Here is a 17,859-nt window from a genome sequence, read left to right on the forward strand (position 1 = left end):
GAATGCCGCTGGATGAAAAGGGGGACAACGCGACGGCGTTTGGCTGCCGCCGGCACAACCGAAGCTGCCTGTAGGGCGCTACGGCTGACCAAATTCGCTGAGTAACTCTCCGTGCAGATAAATCTGGGTGAAGCGAACGACGTTCTCCGGTTCGGGAGGTTCAGCAAGCGGGGTGATATGCAATGCGCCGTCGCGCGGTTCCACCCGGATTCGTTCGGTAAGTTGCAGCTGCAATATCAACTGGTTGGGAGTGTCTATGTCTCTTTGAAACGAAAAATCATTTTTACGCTTATCCGGATTGGCAAGAAGGTCTGGTTGGTGGCTGCGCAGCCAGGCCAGTACGGTGACCATGACCCGGTCATCGTCAGCTGACGGCACATCCAGCGCCAGATTGAGCTGATAGCGATATTCGAAGGACAGCGAGGGGGCGAGCGTTGAGACCACGCGGCCGTTAACAATGCCAAGGCGCAACCGTTCGGGGTTTTGCTGCAACAAGGGAATGGCATTGAGCAGTGCTGCACGTAGCTGTTCGGGTTTTAACATGGTGTATCTCCTGAAAAGGAAGCGGTTTGAGTGGGCGTTTATTGAAAACGGTCAGTGTGAGATGCCGTTCAGACATAGCGCACGTTCGGCCGTGCGGCGGCGCTCCAATCCTTTATTTTTGACGCCGTTGACATAAATCCAACGAGACAGTTGATCGCAAGCCGCCTGCCACTGACGGCGTTTGACAAAGGTGGCCAGCGTTGAATTGCAGGTGGCGTTGACGCCGACGTTGAAAGCGAAAGCGCTGACGGCGTCGTAAACCGGCTGCGGCATCTTGACGTCCATACAGCGCGCGATGCCGCGCTCTACGGAGCGCACATCGTCGACCAAATGGGTAGCCGCCTGGCGTTCGTTGATGACGGCACCCGGCTTCACGCCGGCGGTGTGGCCGATGCCGTTGGTCCAGACGCCGGCGCTGCATTGGTAGGGGGACAGCCGACAGCCTTCGAAATCGGCGATCAGGCGCAAACCTTGCTCAGAGGTTTTCAGCGTATTGAACTGAGGCAGCAGGGCGGCGAGCGTTAAAATAGCCGCCACGCTGCAGCGTTTAGCGAGTGAGCTCATCGTAGACTCCGCGTTTCAGGCCGTTTTTTTTTAGCGATTTCAGCAGCTGGTAGCTTTTACGCCGGTAGTACCAATTCACTGCAAAGGTACCGACGCCGACTGCGGCGCCGACCAGGATGGCAATGTCCTGTGCAGAGTGGCTCCCTAACCAGGCCAGGCAAGCCGCGACGAAATAGGCAAGGGTTGAAGTGAGTTTCTCCATCGCTTAATCCCACAATTTGACGGTTTCGCGTTGGGCCGCCGCAGGCAGGTCCGGCAATTCAACCGGTTGACCGTGCGGCAGCAGGGGCCCCAGATCGGCCAGGCCACGGTTAGCCAGATAGACTTGTTCCACCTGGCGTTGCGTGCTGCCGTAGTAGCGCCAGCAAATCGCATCAATGGTGTCACCTTGTTGTGCATAAATTTTCATCATTACCATCCTGCGATAGCGTTGGGAGAGAGGGCTGTGGCCCCGGATATCTTCAGTTTCGCGCGCGTGGGAGGGAGGGGCAACGCGAGGGGGTTGTGGATGAGATGGCACAACTGAGGAGCAAAAGTGCCGTCGGCAGAAATAAAAACCCCGCCGGCGGCGGGGGGATGAAAAACGTTTGGCTGGAGGGATTAGCAGGGGGGGGGTTCGTCAGCGGGATAAAATATTTCTTGATAATCATTGTTCGGCAGCACCTGACTGGCCAAATCGGAGATCAGCGACATGGCGATCAGAAACTCGGAGGCACTGCATTGCGCAGCCTGTGAAACATCGGCGATGAATTGGATGCGGGACAGTGTTACTTGTTGTTTATCCATAATTTCCACTGTTTTTGCCCTCTCTTGACTATACTGTGTATTTATACAGTATTAAGCAAAACGCTAAAGGCGTCAATGGTTGGGCTTATCATTTGTGCAGTAAAAATACGGCCAATCATTGATTAGCGGAAATTGTACAAGGAGGCCGTCAAAATGAATTTTGCCGCCGCGTGCGAGAACCTCCAATTGCCAGCATTGCGGTTCTATGCCAATACCTCGAAGTTTGCGGGCAATATTCAGACAATGCTGCCGCTGTGGCGGCGTCAAACGAGCCGACGGCGCGGGTGCCGGCGGCAGGTGAAGAGCGCGCGTTCCACAGTTATTGCCAGAACTCCAAGGCGTCGCGGCGGCGAGTGTTTTAGCGACGATCCGCCATTGTACGGTGCGCGTTCGGTATACCCGTTCAATTCCCAAATGCGGTGCATAAATGCCGACAACTTTTGTGACGGGCTCGTCATAAGCGTTCCGGGTTTCTGAGGCTTCGCGCGCGACCCGCACCCATTGGTGGCTGCGTGGCACATTGGCGCCGCCTTGCGCCTGTATGTAACCGGCAAAGTCGCCGGCGTCGGCAGCGGCGCGCACGGCTTCGGTGCCGGCGTCAAACTGCGGCGTCAGGTTTTGGCCGCGAATACGTCGACATTCGCGGTAGACCCCGAGACCGGGCAGGCCGAAGGGATGAAACTGAGGGATGCGCCAGGTGGCGGCCCAGGCGCTGACCGCGCGGGCGGTATCGCTCAGCGGGGCGCCGGTTTCGCGATCGAGCTCTTCCTCCAATGCATACCCATCGAGGTTTTTTGCTACATATTTGGCCAGATAGGCGGTTGCGCCACCCCGGTTGAGGTGTTTGCTCTGGAAACGATGTTGTTGGGCACCGGGTTCTGCTGCATCCTGTTGCAGCGCATAACGCTGTATGATGTCAAGCACTGCCTGACGTTGCATTTGTGGAGTGAACATCATCAGATGCCAGTGCGGCGTGCCGTCATGATGAGGCTCAACCACTCGCATACCGTAGACCTGCAGACGGCGATCCTTGAAGGCGGTTCGCATTTTCCCCCACTGGGCAACCAGATAACGTTGGCCATCCTTCGGTGTTAGGGCTTGTCCTTGCCAGCGTGTATTGAAGCGCATTTTGCCTCGTGCGCCGACATGCTGGATAGGGTGAAAGCGTGCCGGCGTCGTCAACGTGATAAACAACCCGCAGTGGCCGTTGCGAGTGGCGTAGGTTTCTATACCGGCGAGGGTATTCATCAACTCCATACGACGAATGGCGGGATTGGCGATGCTGCCGAGCACTTTATCCATAAGATCGGCGCGCTCGCCCGTGGCGACGTTTTCCAGCTCGCAACGGTGAAGATAATCGAGGTTCGATTGACGCCGAGCCTTGACATCGTGAAGGGCCTGTCTGCTGGCATAAGGTGACGTGTTGTTGCGGACGTTGCCTATCGCGATTTGCAGCGCCTCGCGCCACTGCATGCGCTGCATTTTGAGACGCCGCAGCCACCAGCGATCGTCGGTCAGGCGCGACAGCGCCGCAATCGCCCGCTCGCTGTCCAACTTGCCTTTACGATAACAGCGCCAGTGCATAGGCTGGATATTGAAGGCGCGGGCTATCGTGGCGATTTGGCGATAGAGGCGGCGCTGTATATCCGCGTGTAGCAGGATCTCGGCATTATTGCCATGCTTCGCCAGCAAGGCGTCACATTCACTCTGGTAGAGCGCAGAAAGTTGGCCCCCGATACGCCGCGCCAACTGCTCCAGCGCTTTATCGCCCAGCGCGGGCAGTGCGCTATAGCTGTCCGCTTCGCTGCCAAAGTGCAGTGATTTGCGTTGATCCAAACCGAAATTATTATTTACCTGCTGAATGCGTGGCCATATCCGCCGATGGAAAACTCGCACCAGATAATGCCAGGCTGCGTGGGCTCCCTTCTGGCTGAGCAGTTGGCGGTGGCGCTCAAGGAACGGCGTGCGCAGATAATAAGGCAGGTCATGAATGCACTGCAGTATCGCTTGCCATTGGCGCAGTTGGTCGCGATTCAGCGCCGCTTCGCGCCCTATCGCACGGCGTGGGGCATTCCATGGATAGGCGTAATCACCGTACGCTGCGTGTTGTATGGCAGAGGCGTTGCCCGGCAGATGTTCCGCCGGCCTATTTTTAACGGCGAGCGACATGACGTTGCTTGGCTTCTGATAGCTGCTGGCAGGTCACGCAGCGGCTGACGCCGGGAATCGCGATGCGTCTCGCCACAGGAATCGCCGCGTCACAATCGGCACAGCAGAACGCCGAGGGCGCTGTGGCAACCGGCCTGGCGTACGCAATTTGTTTCTCGAGCATCAATGCCTGGCGCTCTTGCGCCATATCAATAGTATCAGCCATAACATTTTCCAGTATTTAATAGGGTGAATTTGGGCCGAGCGATGCCCGGCGGGTTGCACGCCAGCTTTATTCGAAAGGTTATTTTTTTGGGGTTAACAGACAGTCTGTTTCGCTGATATAGCGCGGCAACGATTGACTGAGCGAGATGAGTTCATTGAGTGCCGCGACGATTTTCCGCCGTTCGGCATAACCCATTTCGTGAAACTTTAACCACACATAGCGTTCAGTCAGCCCGGCGTGGAAGCAAAACGTATGGCGCAGGTGCAGCGGCGCCGTGTCGTAAATTTCTTCGGCATGGTTGGTTTGCCGGGCAAACAGTGTGCGGCGGATTTCAGCAATACGCCGCAGGCCGATAGCCCGTTGCTCCTCGCTGGCTAGAAGCATGACAATCTCCTTATCTGAATCTGATGATGGATGAATACTCGCAAAAGCAAGGTTTGGTTATCCGTCGATCAAGGTCGAAAATTTGAGTAAACACGGTGTAAACAAAGTGCTTACGCAAGATCGTCGTCGCCTTACGGTATTTGCATTTTCATCAACCATGTCGCATCATCTTAACTAAAGCGATCGATATGCCGAGTGACGGCGAATTGATGTTACTTTAAATCGCATAATGCGACTTGTAAATGCAAATTTTATTTTAATCGGTGATGATATGCGTGAAGAAGCAACAAACAACAACACCTCCGTGGGAGCGGTGATTGAAAGAGTTCTTTCATCTTATGGCGTTGGCACGCAGAAGGAATTGAGTGAAATCCTCGGGATAGCGCCGAATAACATCAGTAGTTGGCAACAACGGGGGAGTGTTCCCGGATACGTCATCATCAACTGCGCGTTAACCACGGGGGCAGACTTGGCCTGGCTGATGACCGGCGAACTTGTAAAATCAAAAAGTAATCGCAAGCCTGCGTCACCTGCGCAAGGTAAAGCGCTTTACGATCGCGTTTTGGCTTCCGGCGGGAAAGGGGTATTGCGCCGCATTTTGGATGCTTACGGTTTCAATCTGCAAAAAGAGTTGGGTGACCTGCTGGGTATATCTTCAGGCACGATGAGCACCTGGGTCCGCCGCAACTACTTCCCCGGCGATATCGTGGTGACCTGTGCTCTGGATACAGACGTCTCGCTGCTGTGGTTGGCGACGGGACAGGGGGAAATGTGGGGTGATGCCGCACCGGCGGTACCGGTTCCCGGAGGGCGCACGATACCGAAATATCGCCTGCTCGCCGGGCAGTTGAAAGAGGTGGGGCAGTGGTCGGCAGACTGTTCTTTGATTCCTGACGGCGTGGCTCAGCCGGCTTATGTTGATGGCGGGCGCGTATCCTGGCTGGTGGATCTGGCCGTTACGCATATCGCCAATGGCCGCTGGCTGGTGGACATAGACGGTAACCTGGACGTTTACGATATAGCGCGTTTACCGGGTAACCAAGTGCGGGTCAGCGGCGGCAACGTCGACTTTCAATGTTCTCCGGATGCGTTGAAAGCGCTTGGTATGGTCTGGTTAACGTTGACGCCGCAGGCATAAAAAAGCCCATCTATGATGGGCTTCGAGAGATTCTGGAAGGGAGATTACAGGCCGTAGACCAGCGTGACCGAGGTGGTGGTGTCGGTGTTCTTCGGTGCCGAGGCCGGCGGTTTGCTGTTGTAGGTCACGGTGTAGGCTACGCGCAGTGAGAAGCGATCGTTGATCGCCACGTTCAACGCGCTTTCCGAGTTCAGCGTGGTTTCCTCGTTCGCCAGCGCGGAAACGCCCTGAATGAACTTGGTGTTGTCGGTCAGCTGATAGGAATAGTTGGCCGCACCGTAGGCCAGCCCTTTGGTCGAGCGGCCGCCGCCGTGGTATTCGTCATGGCGCACGCCGGGACCGAATTCTACCCGCAGGTCGCTGAGCGGCCCGTTGAGGAGTTGACGGCCGTAGCCGCCCGTCAGCGTGGAGCGTGAATCGTAACCGTTGAAACGGTCGCTCAGCCAGCTGGCTTGGCCGAACAGGTAGTTGCGGTCGGTCAGGTTATAGCGCGTACGGCCACCGGCCTGGTATTTTTCGGAGGAGCGCACGTTGGAGGAGGTGGTGTTGTTGGCCGCCCCCCACAGGCTGTACGCCGCGTCGCTGTTGAACCAGGTCATGTTGGTGTTGGCCAGCAGGGTGGAACTCTGCGAGTTGCCTGACTGGGCGTTGTAGCCCGCCTGCACGTTGCCTTCAAACGGTTTCTTGGCGGTGGCCGGATCGTCCATCGCGGTGAAAAGCGTATTGTCGGCGAGAGCTGAAACACTGGTGAAAGTCGTTAAGCAGCAAATATACAGCGGAAAAGCGCGACGAGCGCGAGAAGAGAGCATTTTGGATCCAGTTGTTAAGGGTGGTTATTGTTGATGACGGTCACATTATATCGGTTCATTTCGGCGACAAAAATAGCCGCCATTAGCTTAAGTTTTTAATTTTTATTCCTTATTTATTCGCTTTTCTTCTACTGAAATTCATCGCTTTCAGCAGCGCTTCGTGCTGAGTCTGGCGGATGCCTGTCTCAGCCCATTCGTTGGCGCTGAGGTGGGGGGCGCGTCTTCCTTGTAAAATCAAGTGTGCATTTATGTTTACGATTTTCGTTTATTGCTAGGCAAGCGGGTAGAGAGGCGCTTGCAATCCTTTTGTTTGCATATCTTATTAAATTTATTGCGTTTATTGTATTTATCAAAGTGCATTTTCCAATGGGTTTTCTTAGGGGTAATTACGGTAATTTTTTATTTACGGAAATTGGATTGAAAACTTTACATTGCGTGATAAGGTAGAGCCCTGAAACGCTCAAGGTTCCACTTCAACGCATAACGCCAAACGACAGGAATAGCATCATGCAAAAAGACGCGCTCAATAACGTACACATCAGTGCAGAACAGGTTCTCATCACGCCGGAGGAGCTGAAGAACCAGTTCCCGCTCAGCGCCGACGACGAAAATGAAATCGCCACCGCGCGCAACACCATCGCCAACATTTTGCAGGGGCGCGATCATCGCCTGTTGGTAGTGTGCGGACCTTGTTCGATCCACGATCCGGATGCGGCGCTGGACTACGCCCGTCGTTTGAAAACCCTGGCGGCTGACTTGAGCGATCAGCTGTATATCGTTATGCGCGTCTATTTTGAAAAACCCAGAACCACTGTCGGCTGGAAAGGTTTGATCAACGATCCGTACATGGACGGTTCGTTTGACGTTGAAGCAGGCTTGCATATCGCGCGTCGCCTGTTGCTGGATCTGGTGGGCATGGGCTTGCCGTTGGCTACCGAAGCATTAGATCCGAACAGCCCGCAGTACCTGGGGGACTTGTTCAGCTGGTCGGCGATCGGTGCGCGCACCACCGAGTCGCAGACCCACCGCGAAATGGCTTCCGGCCTGTCGATGCCGGTCGGCTTCAAAAACGGCACCGACGGCAGTCTGGGCACCGCCATCAACGCCATGCGCGCCGCCGCCATGCCGCACCGTTTCGTCGGCATCAACCAGGCGGGCCAGGTTTGCCTGCTGCAGACCCAGGGCAACCCGGACGGGCATGTGATCCTGCGCGGCGGTAAAACCCCGAACTACAGCGCCGAGCACGTTGCGGCCTGTGAAAAACAGATGCTCGAGGCGGGACTCCATCCGTCCTTGATGATAGATTGCAGCCATGGCAACTCGAATAAAGACTATCGCCGTCAGCCGGCGGTGGCCGAGTCCGTGGTGGAGCAGATTAAGGCGGGCAACCGTTCGATCACCGGCATCATGCTGGAGAGCCATCTGCATGAGGGCAACCAGTCTTCCGAGCAGCCGCGTGCAGACATGCGTTACGGTGTGTCCGTCACCGACGCCTGCATCAACTGGGAAAGCACGGAAACGCTGCTGCGTCATATGCATCAGGAACTCGGCGCTGCGCTGACGGCACGCACGGGAGAAAAGTAAGTTATGGTGGCAGAACTGACCGCGTTGCGCGATCAAATTGACGAGGTGGACAAAGCGCTGCTGGATCTGCTGGCGAAACGCCTGCATCTGGTAGCGGAAGTCGGCGAGGTGAAAAGCCGCCACGGTTTACCGGTTTATGTGCCGGAGCGCGAAGCGGCGATGCTGGCCTCGCGCCGTCAAGAGGCGGAAAACCTCGGCGTGCCGCCGGATTTGATCGAGGATGTCTTGCGCCGCGTGATGCGCGAATCGTACGTCAGCGAGAACGATAAAGGCTTTAAAACCCTGTGCCCGCAGCTGCGGCCGATCGTCATCATTGGCGGCAACGGCCAGATGGGCCGGCTGTTCAACCGGCTGCTGACGTTGTCGGGTTATCAGGTCAGGGTATTGGATCAGGAAGATTGGCCGCAGGCGGAACAGCTGTTGGCAGACGCCGGCATGGTGATCGTCAGCGTGCCGATCCATGTGACCGAACAGGTGATAAGCCGCCTGCCGCCGTTGCCCGACGACTGTATTCTGGTGGATTTGGCGTCGGTGAAGAACCGTCCGCTGCATGCGATGCTGGCGGTGCACAGTGGCCCGGTGGTGGGGTTGCACCCGATGTTCGGCCCGGACGTGGGCAGCGTGGCGAAGCAGGTCGTGGTTTACTGCGACGGCCGCCGGCCAGAGGCTTACCAGTGGTTGCTTGAACAGCTGCAGGTGTGGGGGGCGCGGCTGCACCGCATCAGTGCGGTCGAACACGATCAGAACATGGCGTTTATTCAGGCGCTGCGGCACTTTGCCACCTTCGCCTACGGGTTGCATCTGGCGGAAGAGAACGTGCAACTGGAGCAGTTGCTGGCGCTCTCTTCGCCGATCTACCGGCTGGAGCTGGCGATGGTTGGCCGCCTGTTTGCGCAGGATCCGCAGCTGTACGCCGACATTATCATGTCGTCGGAGGAAAACGTGGCGTTGATCAAACGCTACTACCAGCGCTTCGGCGAGGCGATCAAGCTGTTGGAGCACGGCGACAAACAGGCGTTTATCGATAGCTTCCGCAAGGTGGAGCACTGGTTTGGCGATTACGCCCAGCGCTTCCTGGTGGAAAGCCGCACGCTGTTGCGGCAGGCTAACGACAGCCGGCAGTAAAATACCGGCGGTAAATAAAAATGAAGGGTTCGGCTTGGCCGAACCTTTTTTTATCGCGTCAGGATGGGTTGACCGGCACCACGGTGTCGCTGGGATAACAGCCCAGCACCTTCAGCGAGCGGGTGATGGGCGCCAGATCGCGCAGCGCTTTTTGCATTGCGTCGGCACGCAGGTTGGCCTGCACATCGATGTAAAACATCTCTTCCCACGGATTGCCGTTGATCGGGCGTGACTCCAGTTTGGTCATGATGATGCCGTTGTCGCGCAATACCAGCAGCGCTTCGACCAGCGCGCCGGATTGCTGACCGGTCGCCATGATCAGCGTGGTTTTGGCCGGCACCTGTTCGGAGACGTCGATCGCTTTACGCGCCAGGACGATAAAGCGGGTGATGTTCTGTTGTTGATTGGCAAGGTTGTGTTCCAGCACTTGCAGCCCGTACAGCGCGCCGCCGGCCTCGCTGCCCAGCGCCGCCACCTTCGGCGAATTCAACTTGGCGACTTTCTCCATTGCGGCGGCCGTGCTTTCAGTGTATTCGATTTTCCAGTGCGGGAATCGATTCAGGAACTGGCTGCACTGCTGGAACGGCTGCGGGTGGCTGTAGACGGTTTCAATCTGGCTCAAATCGCTGTCGCCGGCCACCAGAACACAGTGGTTGATCGGGTTGGTCAGTTCGCCGACGATCGACAGACTGGTGTGTTGCAGCAGGTCGTACACCTCATTAATCGAGCCGGAGCTGGTGTTCTCGATCGGCAGAATGGCGTAGTCCGCCTGGCCGGTTTCCACCTGGGCGAAGATATCCTGAAACTTCTGGCAGCCACATTCGATCAACCGATCGAAATGGCGGGCGGCGTATTGGCGCGCCGCCAGATGTGAATAAGAGCCTTTCGGGCCGAGAAAGGCGATGCGGGCGGAGTGTTGGCTGACGGGATTGAGCTGGTGCTGCAGCAGCGCCTGCTGGGTCAGGACGGAGTCTTCAATGATCAGTTGGAACAGGCGGGTGACGTAGAAACCGTCCAGGTCGTAAGGCTTGGCGGCGGCGATCAGCGCATCCAGCAGATCGCGCTCGCGCTCTTTGTCGCGGATCGGACGGTGAGAGTGCAGTTTGGTCTTGCCGACTTCGATCGCCAGTTCACGGCGTTCCGCCAACAGGGCCAATAGTTTCAAATCCAGTGCGCTGATGCGCTCGCGCAGCACCAATAACGGGTTGTCAGTCATAATCAGCTTCCGCCTTCAGTTCTTATTCGTTGTATAACAGCCATAAAAAAAGCCTCCTGTTTCCAGGAGGCCTTGTTGTTCGTCTTCGCATTCTTTCTCACACGACGAAACGCCTCCCAGTCAGGGGAAGGTAAAAAAGAATGCGAGGAAAAACGGTGTGCGTGGCATGGTCTACCTAAGATTAATGCGAACAGGTTTTAAAGTAACCGCTGGCTTTTACCCCGTCAACAAAAATACCCGACAAAAAACGCGCCCTCAGGCGCGTTTGATGCGGCAACCGCAGTCGGACTCGGACAGTTATTCTTCTTCCGGTGTGACTTCCGGCACGATGTCTTTCACGCTGGCATTGCAGCGGCGCGCTTCGCCTTTGTGCTGCACCTTGTTCAGCTGGCGCTCCAGCTTGGCGATCAGCTCGTTAACGGCGGTATACATGTCATCATGTTTGGCGCTGGCGACCAGCGGGCCGTTCGGCGTGGTAATGGTAGCGTCGGCGACAAACCCCTGCGGTTCTTTGGATAAGACGATGTGCGGGTTTATCAGCTGGGTCTGCCATTTTTCCAGTTTGGTGAGACGGTCTTCGACATGATTGCGGATTGCGGGAGTGATATCCATTTGTTTGCTGGTAATGTTCAATGTCATATAACTTACCTCTCTGTCTTTCCGTCTTGGTGAACCCAGCATACCCCGCTTTTTGTTTAAATGCGTGATGTAAATCACGATTTTTTGTCACTTTTTGCAAAGTTAGTTCAATCTGTGATTCAGCATTTGAATTGGTTATCTAATGCTTGAGAGTTGCCGCCGGATGGCGCATTATCGATGAGTTGACCGGTGAGGAGCGCTAGCTAACACCGTGTTTTTACTTGTGTATTCTTCCAGTGAAAACCAGGTCCACGCCAATGAAAACGGCAGCCGAGGCTGCCGTTTTGTTTTTTTGCCGTTGCCGACGCGCGCTTATTGCGGGTTGGCGGCGATCACTTTGGCCACTTTGTCAGCCTGGCCGTTCAGCTGCAGCTGCTTGTAGGCATTTTCCATCAGCGGCAACACGTCGTGCGTCGCTTTGGTATCCGGGAATTCACGCAACATCTGCTCGGCGCGATTAACGACCGCGACGTAAGCACCGCGTTTAGTGTAGTATTCCGCCACCGAAAGCTCATACTTGGCCAAGCGGTCTTTCAGATACACCAAACGCTTGTTGGCGTCGGTCGCGTATTGGCTGTTCGGGTATTGCTGAATCAACTGGCTGAAGTCGCGGAACGCAGCGCGAGCGTGCTGAGGATCGCGGTCCGAACGGTCAACCCCGAAGAAGCCCTGCAGCGCGCTGTCATCGAGCGCCATGTCGGTCAGACCGCGCATGTACATCACGTAATCGATGTTCGGGTGCGTCGGGTTCAGGCGCATGAAGCGATCGATGGATGCCTGCGCCATCGGCAAGTCGGCGGCCTTATAGTAGGCGTAAATCAAATCCAGCTGGACCTGCTGGGAATACGGCCCGAAAGGATAGCGGTTATCTAACGCTTCGAGTTGCGTAATCGCGCCCTTGAAGTTACCGTCCTGCAGCTTTTGCTGCGCGGTGGCATAGATTTCCGAAGGTGGGTTGTCGGGAACCGCATCCTTGGATGTGGAGCAACCTGCCAGCGCCAGGCTCAACGTGGCTGCCGCCACCAGATATTTCATACGCGTCATGACGTTTTGATTATCCTCAGGGTGTTATTCCGGGAGACTGTCCGTTAAGCTCCCGACAAAGACCAGGTACAATAGCACATTATATTAAACGGCATCGCCGTGAAAACCCAACGTTAACGAAGAAGCTGCATATGGCACAACAAGTACAACTCACCGCAACGGTGGCCGAATCTCAACTCGGACAACGTTTAGATCAGGCTTTGGCCGAATTGTTCCCTGATTATTCACGATCTCGCATAAAAGAGTGGATCCTGGGCGATCGGGTGAAGGTCAATGGCAAAACGTCAAACAAACCGAAAGAGAAGGTGCTGGGCGGAGAGACGGTCGCCATCGATGCACAGATAGAAGAAGAGGCGCGTTGGGAGCCGCAGGATATCGCGTTGGATATCGTCTATGAAGACAGCGACATCCTGGTGATCAACAAGCCGCGCGATTTGGTGGTGCACCCTGGCGCCGGTAACCCGGACGGCACCGTGCTCAATGCGCTGCTGCATCACTACCCGGAAATCGCCGACGTGCCGCGCGCCGGCATCGTGCACCGTCTGGATAAAGACACCACTGGCCTGATGGTGGTGGCGAAAACCGTGCCGGCGCAAACCCGGCTGGTGGAAGCGCTGCAGGCACGTGAAATCACCCGTGAATACGAAGCGGTGGCGATCGGCACCATGACCGCCGGCGGCACGGTAGAAGAGCCCATAGCGCGCCATTCCACCAAGCGTACCCACATGGCGGTGCACCCGATGGGTAAACCGGCGGTGACGCACTACCGCATCATGGAACACTTCCGCGCACACACCCGTCTGCGTCTGCGCCTGGAAACCGGCCGTACTCACCAGATCCGCGTGCACATGGCTTACATCAGCCATCCGCTGGTGGGCGATCCGCTGTACGGCGGCCGTCCACGTCCGCCGAAGGGGGCTTCGGAAGCCTTCATCAACACGCTGCGCGGTTTTGACCGCCAGGCGCTGCACGCCACCATGCTGCGTTTGTACCATCCGATCAGCGGTATCCAGATGGAGTGGCATGCGCCGCTGCCGCAGGACATGGTCGATCTGATTAACGCGCTGAAGGCGGATACCGAAGAATTCAAAGATCAGATGGACTGGTAATGAACTCGCTCATTCTGCCCGACTGGCCGTTGCCTCCCGGCGTTAAGGCCTGCAGCACCACGCGCGGCGGCGGCGTCAGCCTGCCGCCTTATGACTCGCTGAACCTCGGCGCCCACGTCGGTGACGAGGAGCAAGCGGTGAAGCGCAATCGGGAACGGTTGGTTACCGTCGCCGGCTTGCCGCAGATGCCGGTGTGGCTCGAGCAGATACATGGCACCCGTGTGGTGACGTTGGCGGGGCAAGCGCCCGCCGATCTGCGGGCGGATGCGGTGTACAGCAACGTGCCGGGGCAGGTGTGTGCAGTGATGACGGCGGATTGCCTGCCTGTGCTGTTCTGTTCGCAGCACGGCGACGAAGTGGCCGCCGCTCATGCCGGCTGGCGTGGGTTATGCCATGGCGTGCTGGAGCAAACCGTGGCGGCGTTCAGCGCCGCGCCGAGCCAGATCAGCGCCTGGCTGGGGCCGGCGATCGGCCCGCAGCAGTTTGAGGTCGGGCCGGAGGTGCGCGCTGCCTTTATCGCGGAAGACGCCGAAGCCGCGGCGGCGTTTACGCCGCACGGCGATAAGTTTTTGGCTAATATCTACTTGCTGGCTCGCCAACGTTTGTTGCGGGCAGGCGTGCAGGCCATCTACGGCGGCGACCGCTGCACGGTTAACGAAAAGAGTCATTTTTTCTCCTATCGACGCGATGGAATAACCGGACGTATGGCAAGTTTAATCTGGCTGATATAACCTATTGAATTAGGACGATCCAACGACGCATGGCGTTGTACCGAAAATTTAGCGTCGAGATAACCTTGAAAATTTGAGGGATGACCTCATTTAATCTCCAGTAGCAATTTCGACCCATCTTGGAGGTGTTATGCGTCTGGATCGTCTTACCAACAAATTCCAGCTTGCCCTCGCCGATGCCCAGTCACTAGCCCTTGGGCACGACAACCAGTTTATTGAACCGCTACATCTGATGAGCGCCCTGCTCAATCAGGAAGGGGGCACGGTTCGTCCACTTTTAACTTCCGCAGGTATCGATGCCGGGCGCGTGCGCACCGAGATCGAACAGGCGCTGTCCCGTTTACCGCAGGTAGAAGGTACCGGTGGCGACGTTCAACCGTCCCACGAGTTGGTGCGCGTCCTGAACCTGTGCGACAAGCTGGCACAGAAGCGTGCGGATAAATTCATTTCTTCCGAGCTGTTTGTGCTGGCGGTGCTGGAAGACCGCGGCTCGTTGACCGACTTGTTGAAAGCGGCCGGCGCAACGGCCGACAAAATCAGCAAAGCCATTGAACAAATGAGAGGCGGTGACAGCGTGGAAGACCAAGGCGCCGAAGACCAGCGGCAAGCATTGAAGAAATACACGATCGATCTGACCGAACGCGCCGAGCAGGGCAAACTTGACCCGGTGATCGGCCGTGACGAAGAGATCCGTCGCACCATTCAGGTGCTGCAACGCCGTACCAAAAACAACCCGGTGCTGATCGGCGAACCTGGCGTGGGTAAAACCGCCATCGTCGAAGGCCTGGCGCAGCGCATCATCAACGGCGAAGTGCCGGAAGGGCTGAAGCACAAGCGCGTATTGTCCCTCGATATGGGCGCCTTGATCGCCGGCGCCAAATACCGCGGCGAGTTTGAAGAGCGCCTGAAAGGCGTGCTCAACGATCTGGCCAAGCAGGAAGGCAGCGTTATCCTGTTTATCGACGAACTGCACACCATGGTCGGCGCCGGTAAGGCGGATGGTGCGATGGATGCGGGCAACATGCTCAAGCCGGCGCTGGCGCGCGGCGAACTGCACTGCGTCGGTGCCACAACGCTGGATGAGTACCGCCAATATATAGAGAAAGACGCGGCGCTCGAACGTCGTTTCCAGAAAGTGTATGTGGCGGAGCCGAGCGTGGAAGACACCATCGCTATCCTGCGCGGCCTGAAAGAGCGTTACGAATTGCACCACCACGTGCAGATCACCGACCCGGCCATCGTGGCGGCGGCGACGCTTTCTCACCGTTATATCGCCGATCGTCAATTGCCGGACAAGGCTATCGACCTGATCGACGAAGCGGCGTCCAGCATTCGCATGCAGATGGATTCCAAGCCGGAATCGCTCGACAGGCTTGAACGCCGCATCATTCAGTTGAAGCTGGAACAGCAGGCGCTGAATAAAGAGTCTGACGACGCCAGCAAGAAACGCCTGGACATGCTCAGCGATGAGCTGGGGCAGAAAGAGCGCGAATATTCGGAGCTGGAAGAAGAGTGGAAAGCGGAAAAAGCCTCGCTCTCCGGCACCCAGAACATCAAGGCTGAACTCGAGCAGGCCAAAATCACCCTGGAGCAGGCGCGCCGCGTCGGCGATCTGGGGCGGATGTCGGAACTGCAATACGGCAAAATCCCTGAGCTGGAGAAACAGCTCGCCGCCGCCACGCAGGCCGAAGGCAAAAGCATGAAGCTGCTGCGCAATCGGGTGACCGATGCGGAGATTGCCGAAGTGCTGGCGCGTGCCACCGGCATCCCGGTGGCCAGAATGCTGGAAGGCGAACGCGACAAACTGCTGCGCCTGGAGCAAGAGCTGCATTCGCGGGTGATCGGCCAGGACGAAGCGGTCAGCGCGGTCTCTAATGCTATCCGCCGCAGCCGCGCCGGGTTGTCCGATCCTAACCGGCCGATCGGTTCGTTCCTGTTCCTCGGCCCGACCGGGGTGGGGAAAACCGAGCTCTGCAAGGCTCTGGCTTCGTTCCTGTTCGACAGCGACGACGCCATGGTGCGTATCGACATGTCCGAGTTTATGGAGAAACACTCCGTTTCGCGTCTGGTCGGCGCGCCTCCGGGCTATGTGGGTTATGAAGAGGGCGGCTATCTGACGGAAGCCGTGCGCCGCCGGCCTTACTCGGTGATTCTGCTGGATGAAGTCGAGAAAGCGCACCCGGACGTATTCAACATTCTGCTGCAGGTGTTGGATGACGGCCGACTGACCGATGGCCAGGGCCGTACCGTCGATTTCCGCAATACCGTGGTGATCATGACTTCCAACCTGGGCTCCGATCTGATCCAAGAGCACTTCGGTCAGATGAACTACGCGCAGATGAAAGAGTCGGTGATGGAGATGGTGAGTCACCACTTCCGTCCTGAGTTCATCAACCGTATCGACGAAGTGGTGGTGTTCCATCCGCTGGGCGAGAAACACATTGCTGCAATCGCCAAAATTCAGCTGTCGCGTTTGTACAAACGTTTGGAAGAACGCGGTTACGAAGTGACCATGACCGAACCGGCCCTGGCTTTGTTGAGCAAAACCGGTTACGACCCTGTGTATGGTGCGCGTCCGTTGAAACGCGCGATTCAGCAGGAGATCGAGAACCCGCTGGCGCAGCAAATCCTGTCCGGCAAGCTGATTCCCGGCAAGCTGGTGACGCTGGATGTGGAAAACGACCATATCGTTGCACGCCAATAACGGCAACTAAGCGTCATGAAGATAAAAGGGAGCGGGTGACCGCTCCCTTTTCTTTATCTTCATTTGTCTCTATTTATAGGGTTTGCCGCTATTGCTGCGCTAAAACCGGTGTTTTTTGACTAATAAACATCCTAAAAAGGCATTTTGGGTGATTATTTGAGCGCTTGAAAAGTTTTTTGCATTTAGGGGTTGCGGCCTGCCGAGAACTCCCTATAATGCGCCTCCACTGACCGGGAACAACGACTGACAAGCCGCCGGGTCAGCGAGAAGACAGCGAAATAAACGCTTGACTCTCCGGGCTAAAAGCGTAATATACGCAGCCCGCGCCGATGAGTTTCTCGGCACTGCTCTTTAACAATTTATCAGACAATCTGTGTGGGCACTCCACAAGACGATATCCAGCATCTTCGGATGCAAAAAAATATCAAGTCTTGAAGAGTGACTAACTGAAGTAAAATTCATGCAGTAAATCTTTGAGCATCGCTTCTCGAGTGGAAGCACATCAAGCTTTTAATTGAAGAGTTTGATCATGGCTCAGATTGAACGCTGGCGGCAGGCTTAACACATGCAAGTCGAGCGGTAGCACAAGAGAGCTTGCTCTCTGGGTGACGAGCGGCGGACGGGTGAGTAATGTCTGGGAAACTGCCTGATGGAGGGGGATAACTACTGGAAACGGTAGCTAATACCGCATAACGTCGCAAGACCAAAGAGGGGGACCTTCGGGCCTCTTGCCATCAGATGTGCCCAGATGGGATTAGCTAGTAGGTGGGGTAATGGCTCACCTAGGCGACGATCCCTAGCTGGTCTGAGAGGATGACCAGCCACACTGGAACTGAGACACGGTCCAGACTCCTACGGGAGGCAGCAGTGGGGAATATTGCACAATGGGCGCAAGCCTGATGCAGCCATGCCGCGTGTGTGAAGAAGGCCTTCGGGTTGTAAAGCACTTTCAGCGAGGAGGAAGGTGGTGAACTTAATACGTTCATCAATTGACGTTACTCGCAGAAGAAGCACCGGCTAACTCCGTGCCAGCAGCCGCGGTAATACGGAGGGTGCAAGCGTTAATCGGAATTACTGGGCGTAAAGCGCACGCAGGCGGTTTGTTAAGT

19 protein-coding genes, 1 rRNA gene and 1 other annotated feature are annotated in these 17,859 nt (G+C 56.5%); of the genes, 7 read left to right on the plus strand and 13 right to left on the minus strand.

Features of this window, described 5'->3' with window-relative positions:
- Positions 1 to 78 precede the first annotated feature (78 nt).
- The 8 genes from ABTW55_RS09140 to ABTW55_RS09175 all read right to left on the minus strand — a co-directional run bounded on the left by ABTW55_RS09140 (position 79) and on the right by ABTW55_RS09175 (position 4,651).
- Entirely contained in the window at positions 79 to 543 is a 465-nt protein-coding gene (locus ABTW55_RS09140) for a phage tail protein (protein ID WP_060422378.1), read from the minus strand.
- 51 nt (positions 544 to 594) lie between these two features.
- Positions 595 to 1,107, minus strand: coding sequence for a lysozyme (locus ABTW55_RS09145; protein ID WP_033652971.1), 513 nt, complete (start codon positions 1,105 to 1,107; stop codon positions 595 to 597).
- Positions 1,091 to 1,309 (minus strand): HP1 family phage holin, encoded by a 219-nt coding sequence (locus ABTW55_RS09150; protein WP_033641928.1) that lies wholly within the window; start codon positions 1,307 to 1,309, stop codon positions 1,091 to 1,093. Before ABTW55_RS09150 ends, ABTW55_RS09145 begins: the two co-directional genes overlap by 17 nt.
- 3 nt (positions 1,310 to 1,312) lie before the next feature.
- Positions 1,313 to 1,516 carry a tail protein X gene (locus ABTW55_RS09155; RefSeq protein WP_033641929.1) on the minus strand — a complete coding sequence of 68 codons (204 nt, stop codon included), beginning with the start codon at positions 1,514 to 1,516 and terminating at the stop codon, positions 1,313 to 1,315.
- A gap of 191 nt (positions 1,517 to 1,707) precedes the next feature.
- The gene (locus tag ABTW55_RS09160; protein WP_072265030.1) at positions 1,708 to 1,902 is read right to left on the minus strand and encodes a hypothetical protein; all 195 of its coding nucleotides are present in this window, start codon (positions 1,900 to 1,902) and stop codon (positions 1,708 to 1,710) included.
- Positions 1,903 to 1,965: 63 nt separating this feature from the next.
- Positions 1,966 to 4,062: a replication endonuclease gene (locus tag ABTW55_RS09165; RefSeq protein WP_080289885.1), complete on the minus strand. Its 2,097-nt coding sequence runs from the start codon at positions 4,060 to 4,062 to the stop codon at positions 1,966 to 1,968.
- Positions 4,046 to 4,267: a TraR/DksA C4-type zinc finger protein gene (locus tag ABTW55_RS09170; protein WP_033641931.1), complete on the minus strand. Its 222-nt coding sequence runs from the start codon at positions 4,265 to 4,267 to the stop codon at positions 4,046 to 4,048. The genes ABTW55_RS09165 and ABTW55_RS09170 overlap by 17 nt, the downstream gene beginning before the upstream one ends.
- A gap of 78 nt (positions 4,268 to 4,345) precedes the next feature.
- Complete coding sequence (locus ABTW55_RS09175) at positions 4,346 to 4,651, minus strand: hypothetical protein (protein WP_033652973.1); 306 nt, start codon at positions 4,649 to 4,651, stop codon at positions 4,346 to 4,348.
- Between the two features lie 271 nt (positions 4,652 to 4,922).
- On the opposite strand from ABTW55_RS09175, the gene ABTW55_RS09180 reads away from it, so the two are divergent.
- Positions 4,923 to 5,789: a helix-turn-helix domain-containing protein gene (locus tag ABTW55_RS09180; protein ID WP_373275241.1), complete on the plus strand. Its 867-nt coding sequence runs from the start codon at positions 4,923 to 4,925 to the stop codon at positions 5,787 to 5,789.
- A gap of 44 nt (positions 5,790 to 5,833) precedes the next feature.
- On the opposite strand, the gene ABTW55_RS09185 is transcribed toward ABTW55_RS09180, so the two are convergent.
- Positions 5,834 to 6,598: a YdiY family protein gene (locus tag ABTW55_RS09185; protein ID WP_004932469.1), complete on the minus strand. Its 765-nt coding sequence runs from the start codon at positions 6,596 to 6,598 to the stop codon at positions 5,834 to 5,836.
- Positions 6,599 to 7,105: 507 nt separating this feature from the next.
- On the opposite strand from ABTW55_RS09185, the gene ABTW55_RS09190 reads away from it, so the two are divergent.
- Positions 7,106 to 8,182, plus strand: coding sequence for a 3-deoxy-7-phosphoheptulonate synthase (locus ABTW55_RS09190; RefSeq protein ID WP_016929016.1), 1,077 nt, complete (start codon positions 7,106 to 7,108; stop codon positions 8,180 to 8,182).
- Positions 8,183 to 8,185: 3 nt separating this feature from the next.
- Positions 8,186 to 9,307: a bifunctional chorismate mutase/prephenate dehydrogenase gene (tyrA, locus tag ABTW55_RS09195; protein ID WP_033637185.1), complete on the plus strand. Its 1,122-nt coding sequence runs from the start codon at positions 8,186 to 8,188 to the stop codon at positions 9,305 to 9,307.
- 58 nt (positions 9,308 to 9,365) lie between these two features.
- Here tyrA and pheA read toward each other — a convergent pair whose 3' ends face one another.
- The 4 genes from pheA to bamD all read right to left on the minus strand — a co-directional run bounded on the left by pheA (position 9,366) and on the right by bamD (position 12,206).
- Entirely contained in the window at positions 9,366 to 10,523 is a 1,158-nt protein-coding gene (pheA, locus tag ABTW55_RS09200; RefSeq protein ID WP_033637186.1) for a bifunctional chorismate mutase/prephenate dehydratase, read from the minus strand.
- Between the two features lie 42 nt (positions 10,524 to 10,565).
- Positions 10,566 to 10,692 (minus strand) — a sequence feature (Phe leader region).
- A complete protein-coding gene (locus ABTW55_RS09205) occupies positions 10,644 to 10,691 on the minus strand; it encodes a hypothetical protein (protein WP_193169524.1) in 48 nt (15 codons plus the stop codon). Its footprint overlaps the feature before it by 48 nt.
- Before the next feature lie 128 nt (positions 10,693 to 10,820).
- Positions 10,821 to 11,162, minus strand: coding sequence for a ribosome-associated translation inhibitor RaiA (gene raiA / locus ABTW55_RS09210; RefSeq protein WP_060422373.1), 342 nt, complete (start codon positions 11,160 to 11,162; stop codon positions 10,821 to 10,823).
- A gap of 312 nt (positions 11,163 to 11,474) precedes the next feature.
- Positions 11,475 to 12,206, minus strand: coding sequence for an outer membrane protein assembly factor BamD (gene bamD / locus ABTW55_RS09215; RefSeq protein WP_004932456.1), 732 nt, complete (start codon positions 12,204 to 12,206; stop codon positions 11,475 to 11,477).
- A gap of 131 nt (positions 12,207 to 12,337) precedes the next feature.
- Between bamD and rluD the strand changes: the two genes are divergently transcribed.
- From rluD to ABTW55_RS09235, 4 genes are all read left to right on the plus strand, one after another.
- The gene (gene rluD / locus ABTW55_RS09220; protein WP_004932452.1) at positions 12,338 to 13,315 is read left to right on the plus strand and encodes a 23S rRNA pseudouridine(1911/1915/1917) synthase RluD; all 978 of its coding nucleotides are present in this window, start codon (positions 12,338 to 12,340) and stop codon (positions 13,313 to 13,315) included.
- Positions 13,315 to 14,046 carry a purine nucleoside phosphorylase YfiH gene (yfiH, locus tag ABTW55_RS09225; protein WP_041033370.1) on the plus strand — a complete coding sequence of 244 codons (732 nt, stop codon included), beginning with the start codon at positions 13,315 to 13,317 and terminating at the stop codon, positions 14,044 to 14,046. The genes rluD and yfiH overlap by 1 nt, the downstream gene beginning before the upstream one ends.
- Before the next feature lie 130 nt (positions 14,047 to 14,176).
- The gene (gene clpB / locus ABTW55_RS09230) at positions 14,177 to 16,750 is read left to right on the plus strand and encodes an ATP-dependent chaperone ClpB (protein WP_025301647.1); all 2,574 of its coding nucleotides are present in this window, start codon (positions 14,177 to 14,179) and stop codon (positions 16,748 to 16,750) included.
- A 511-nt stretch (positions 16,751 to 17,261) separates the two neighbouring features.
- Positions 17,262 to 17,859 (plus strand): 16S ribosomal RNA (locus ABTW55_RS09235); the annotation flags it as partial.

It is taken from the genome of Serratia sp. SM04, assembly GCF_040280225.1.
In the GTDB taxonomy this organism is placed as follows: Bacteria; Pseudomonadota; Gammaproteobacteria; order Enterobacterales; family Enterobacteriaceae; genus Serratia; species Serratia sarumanii.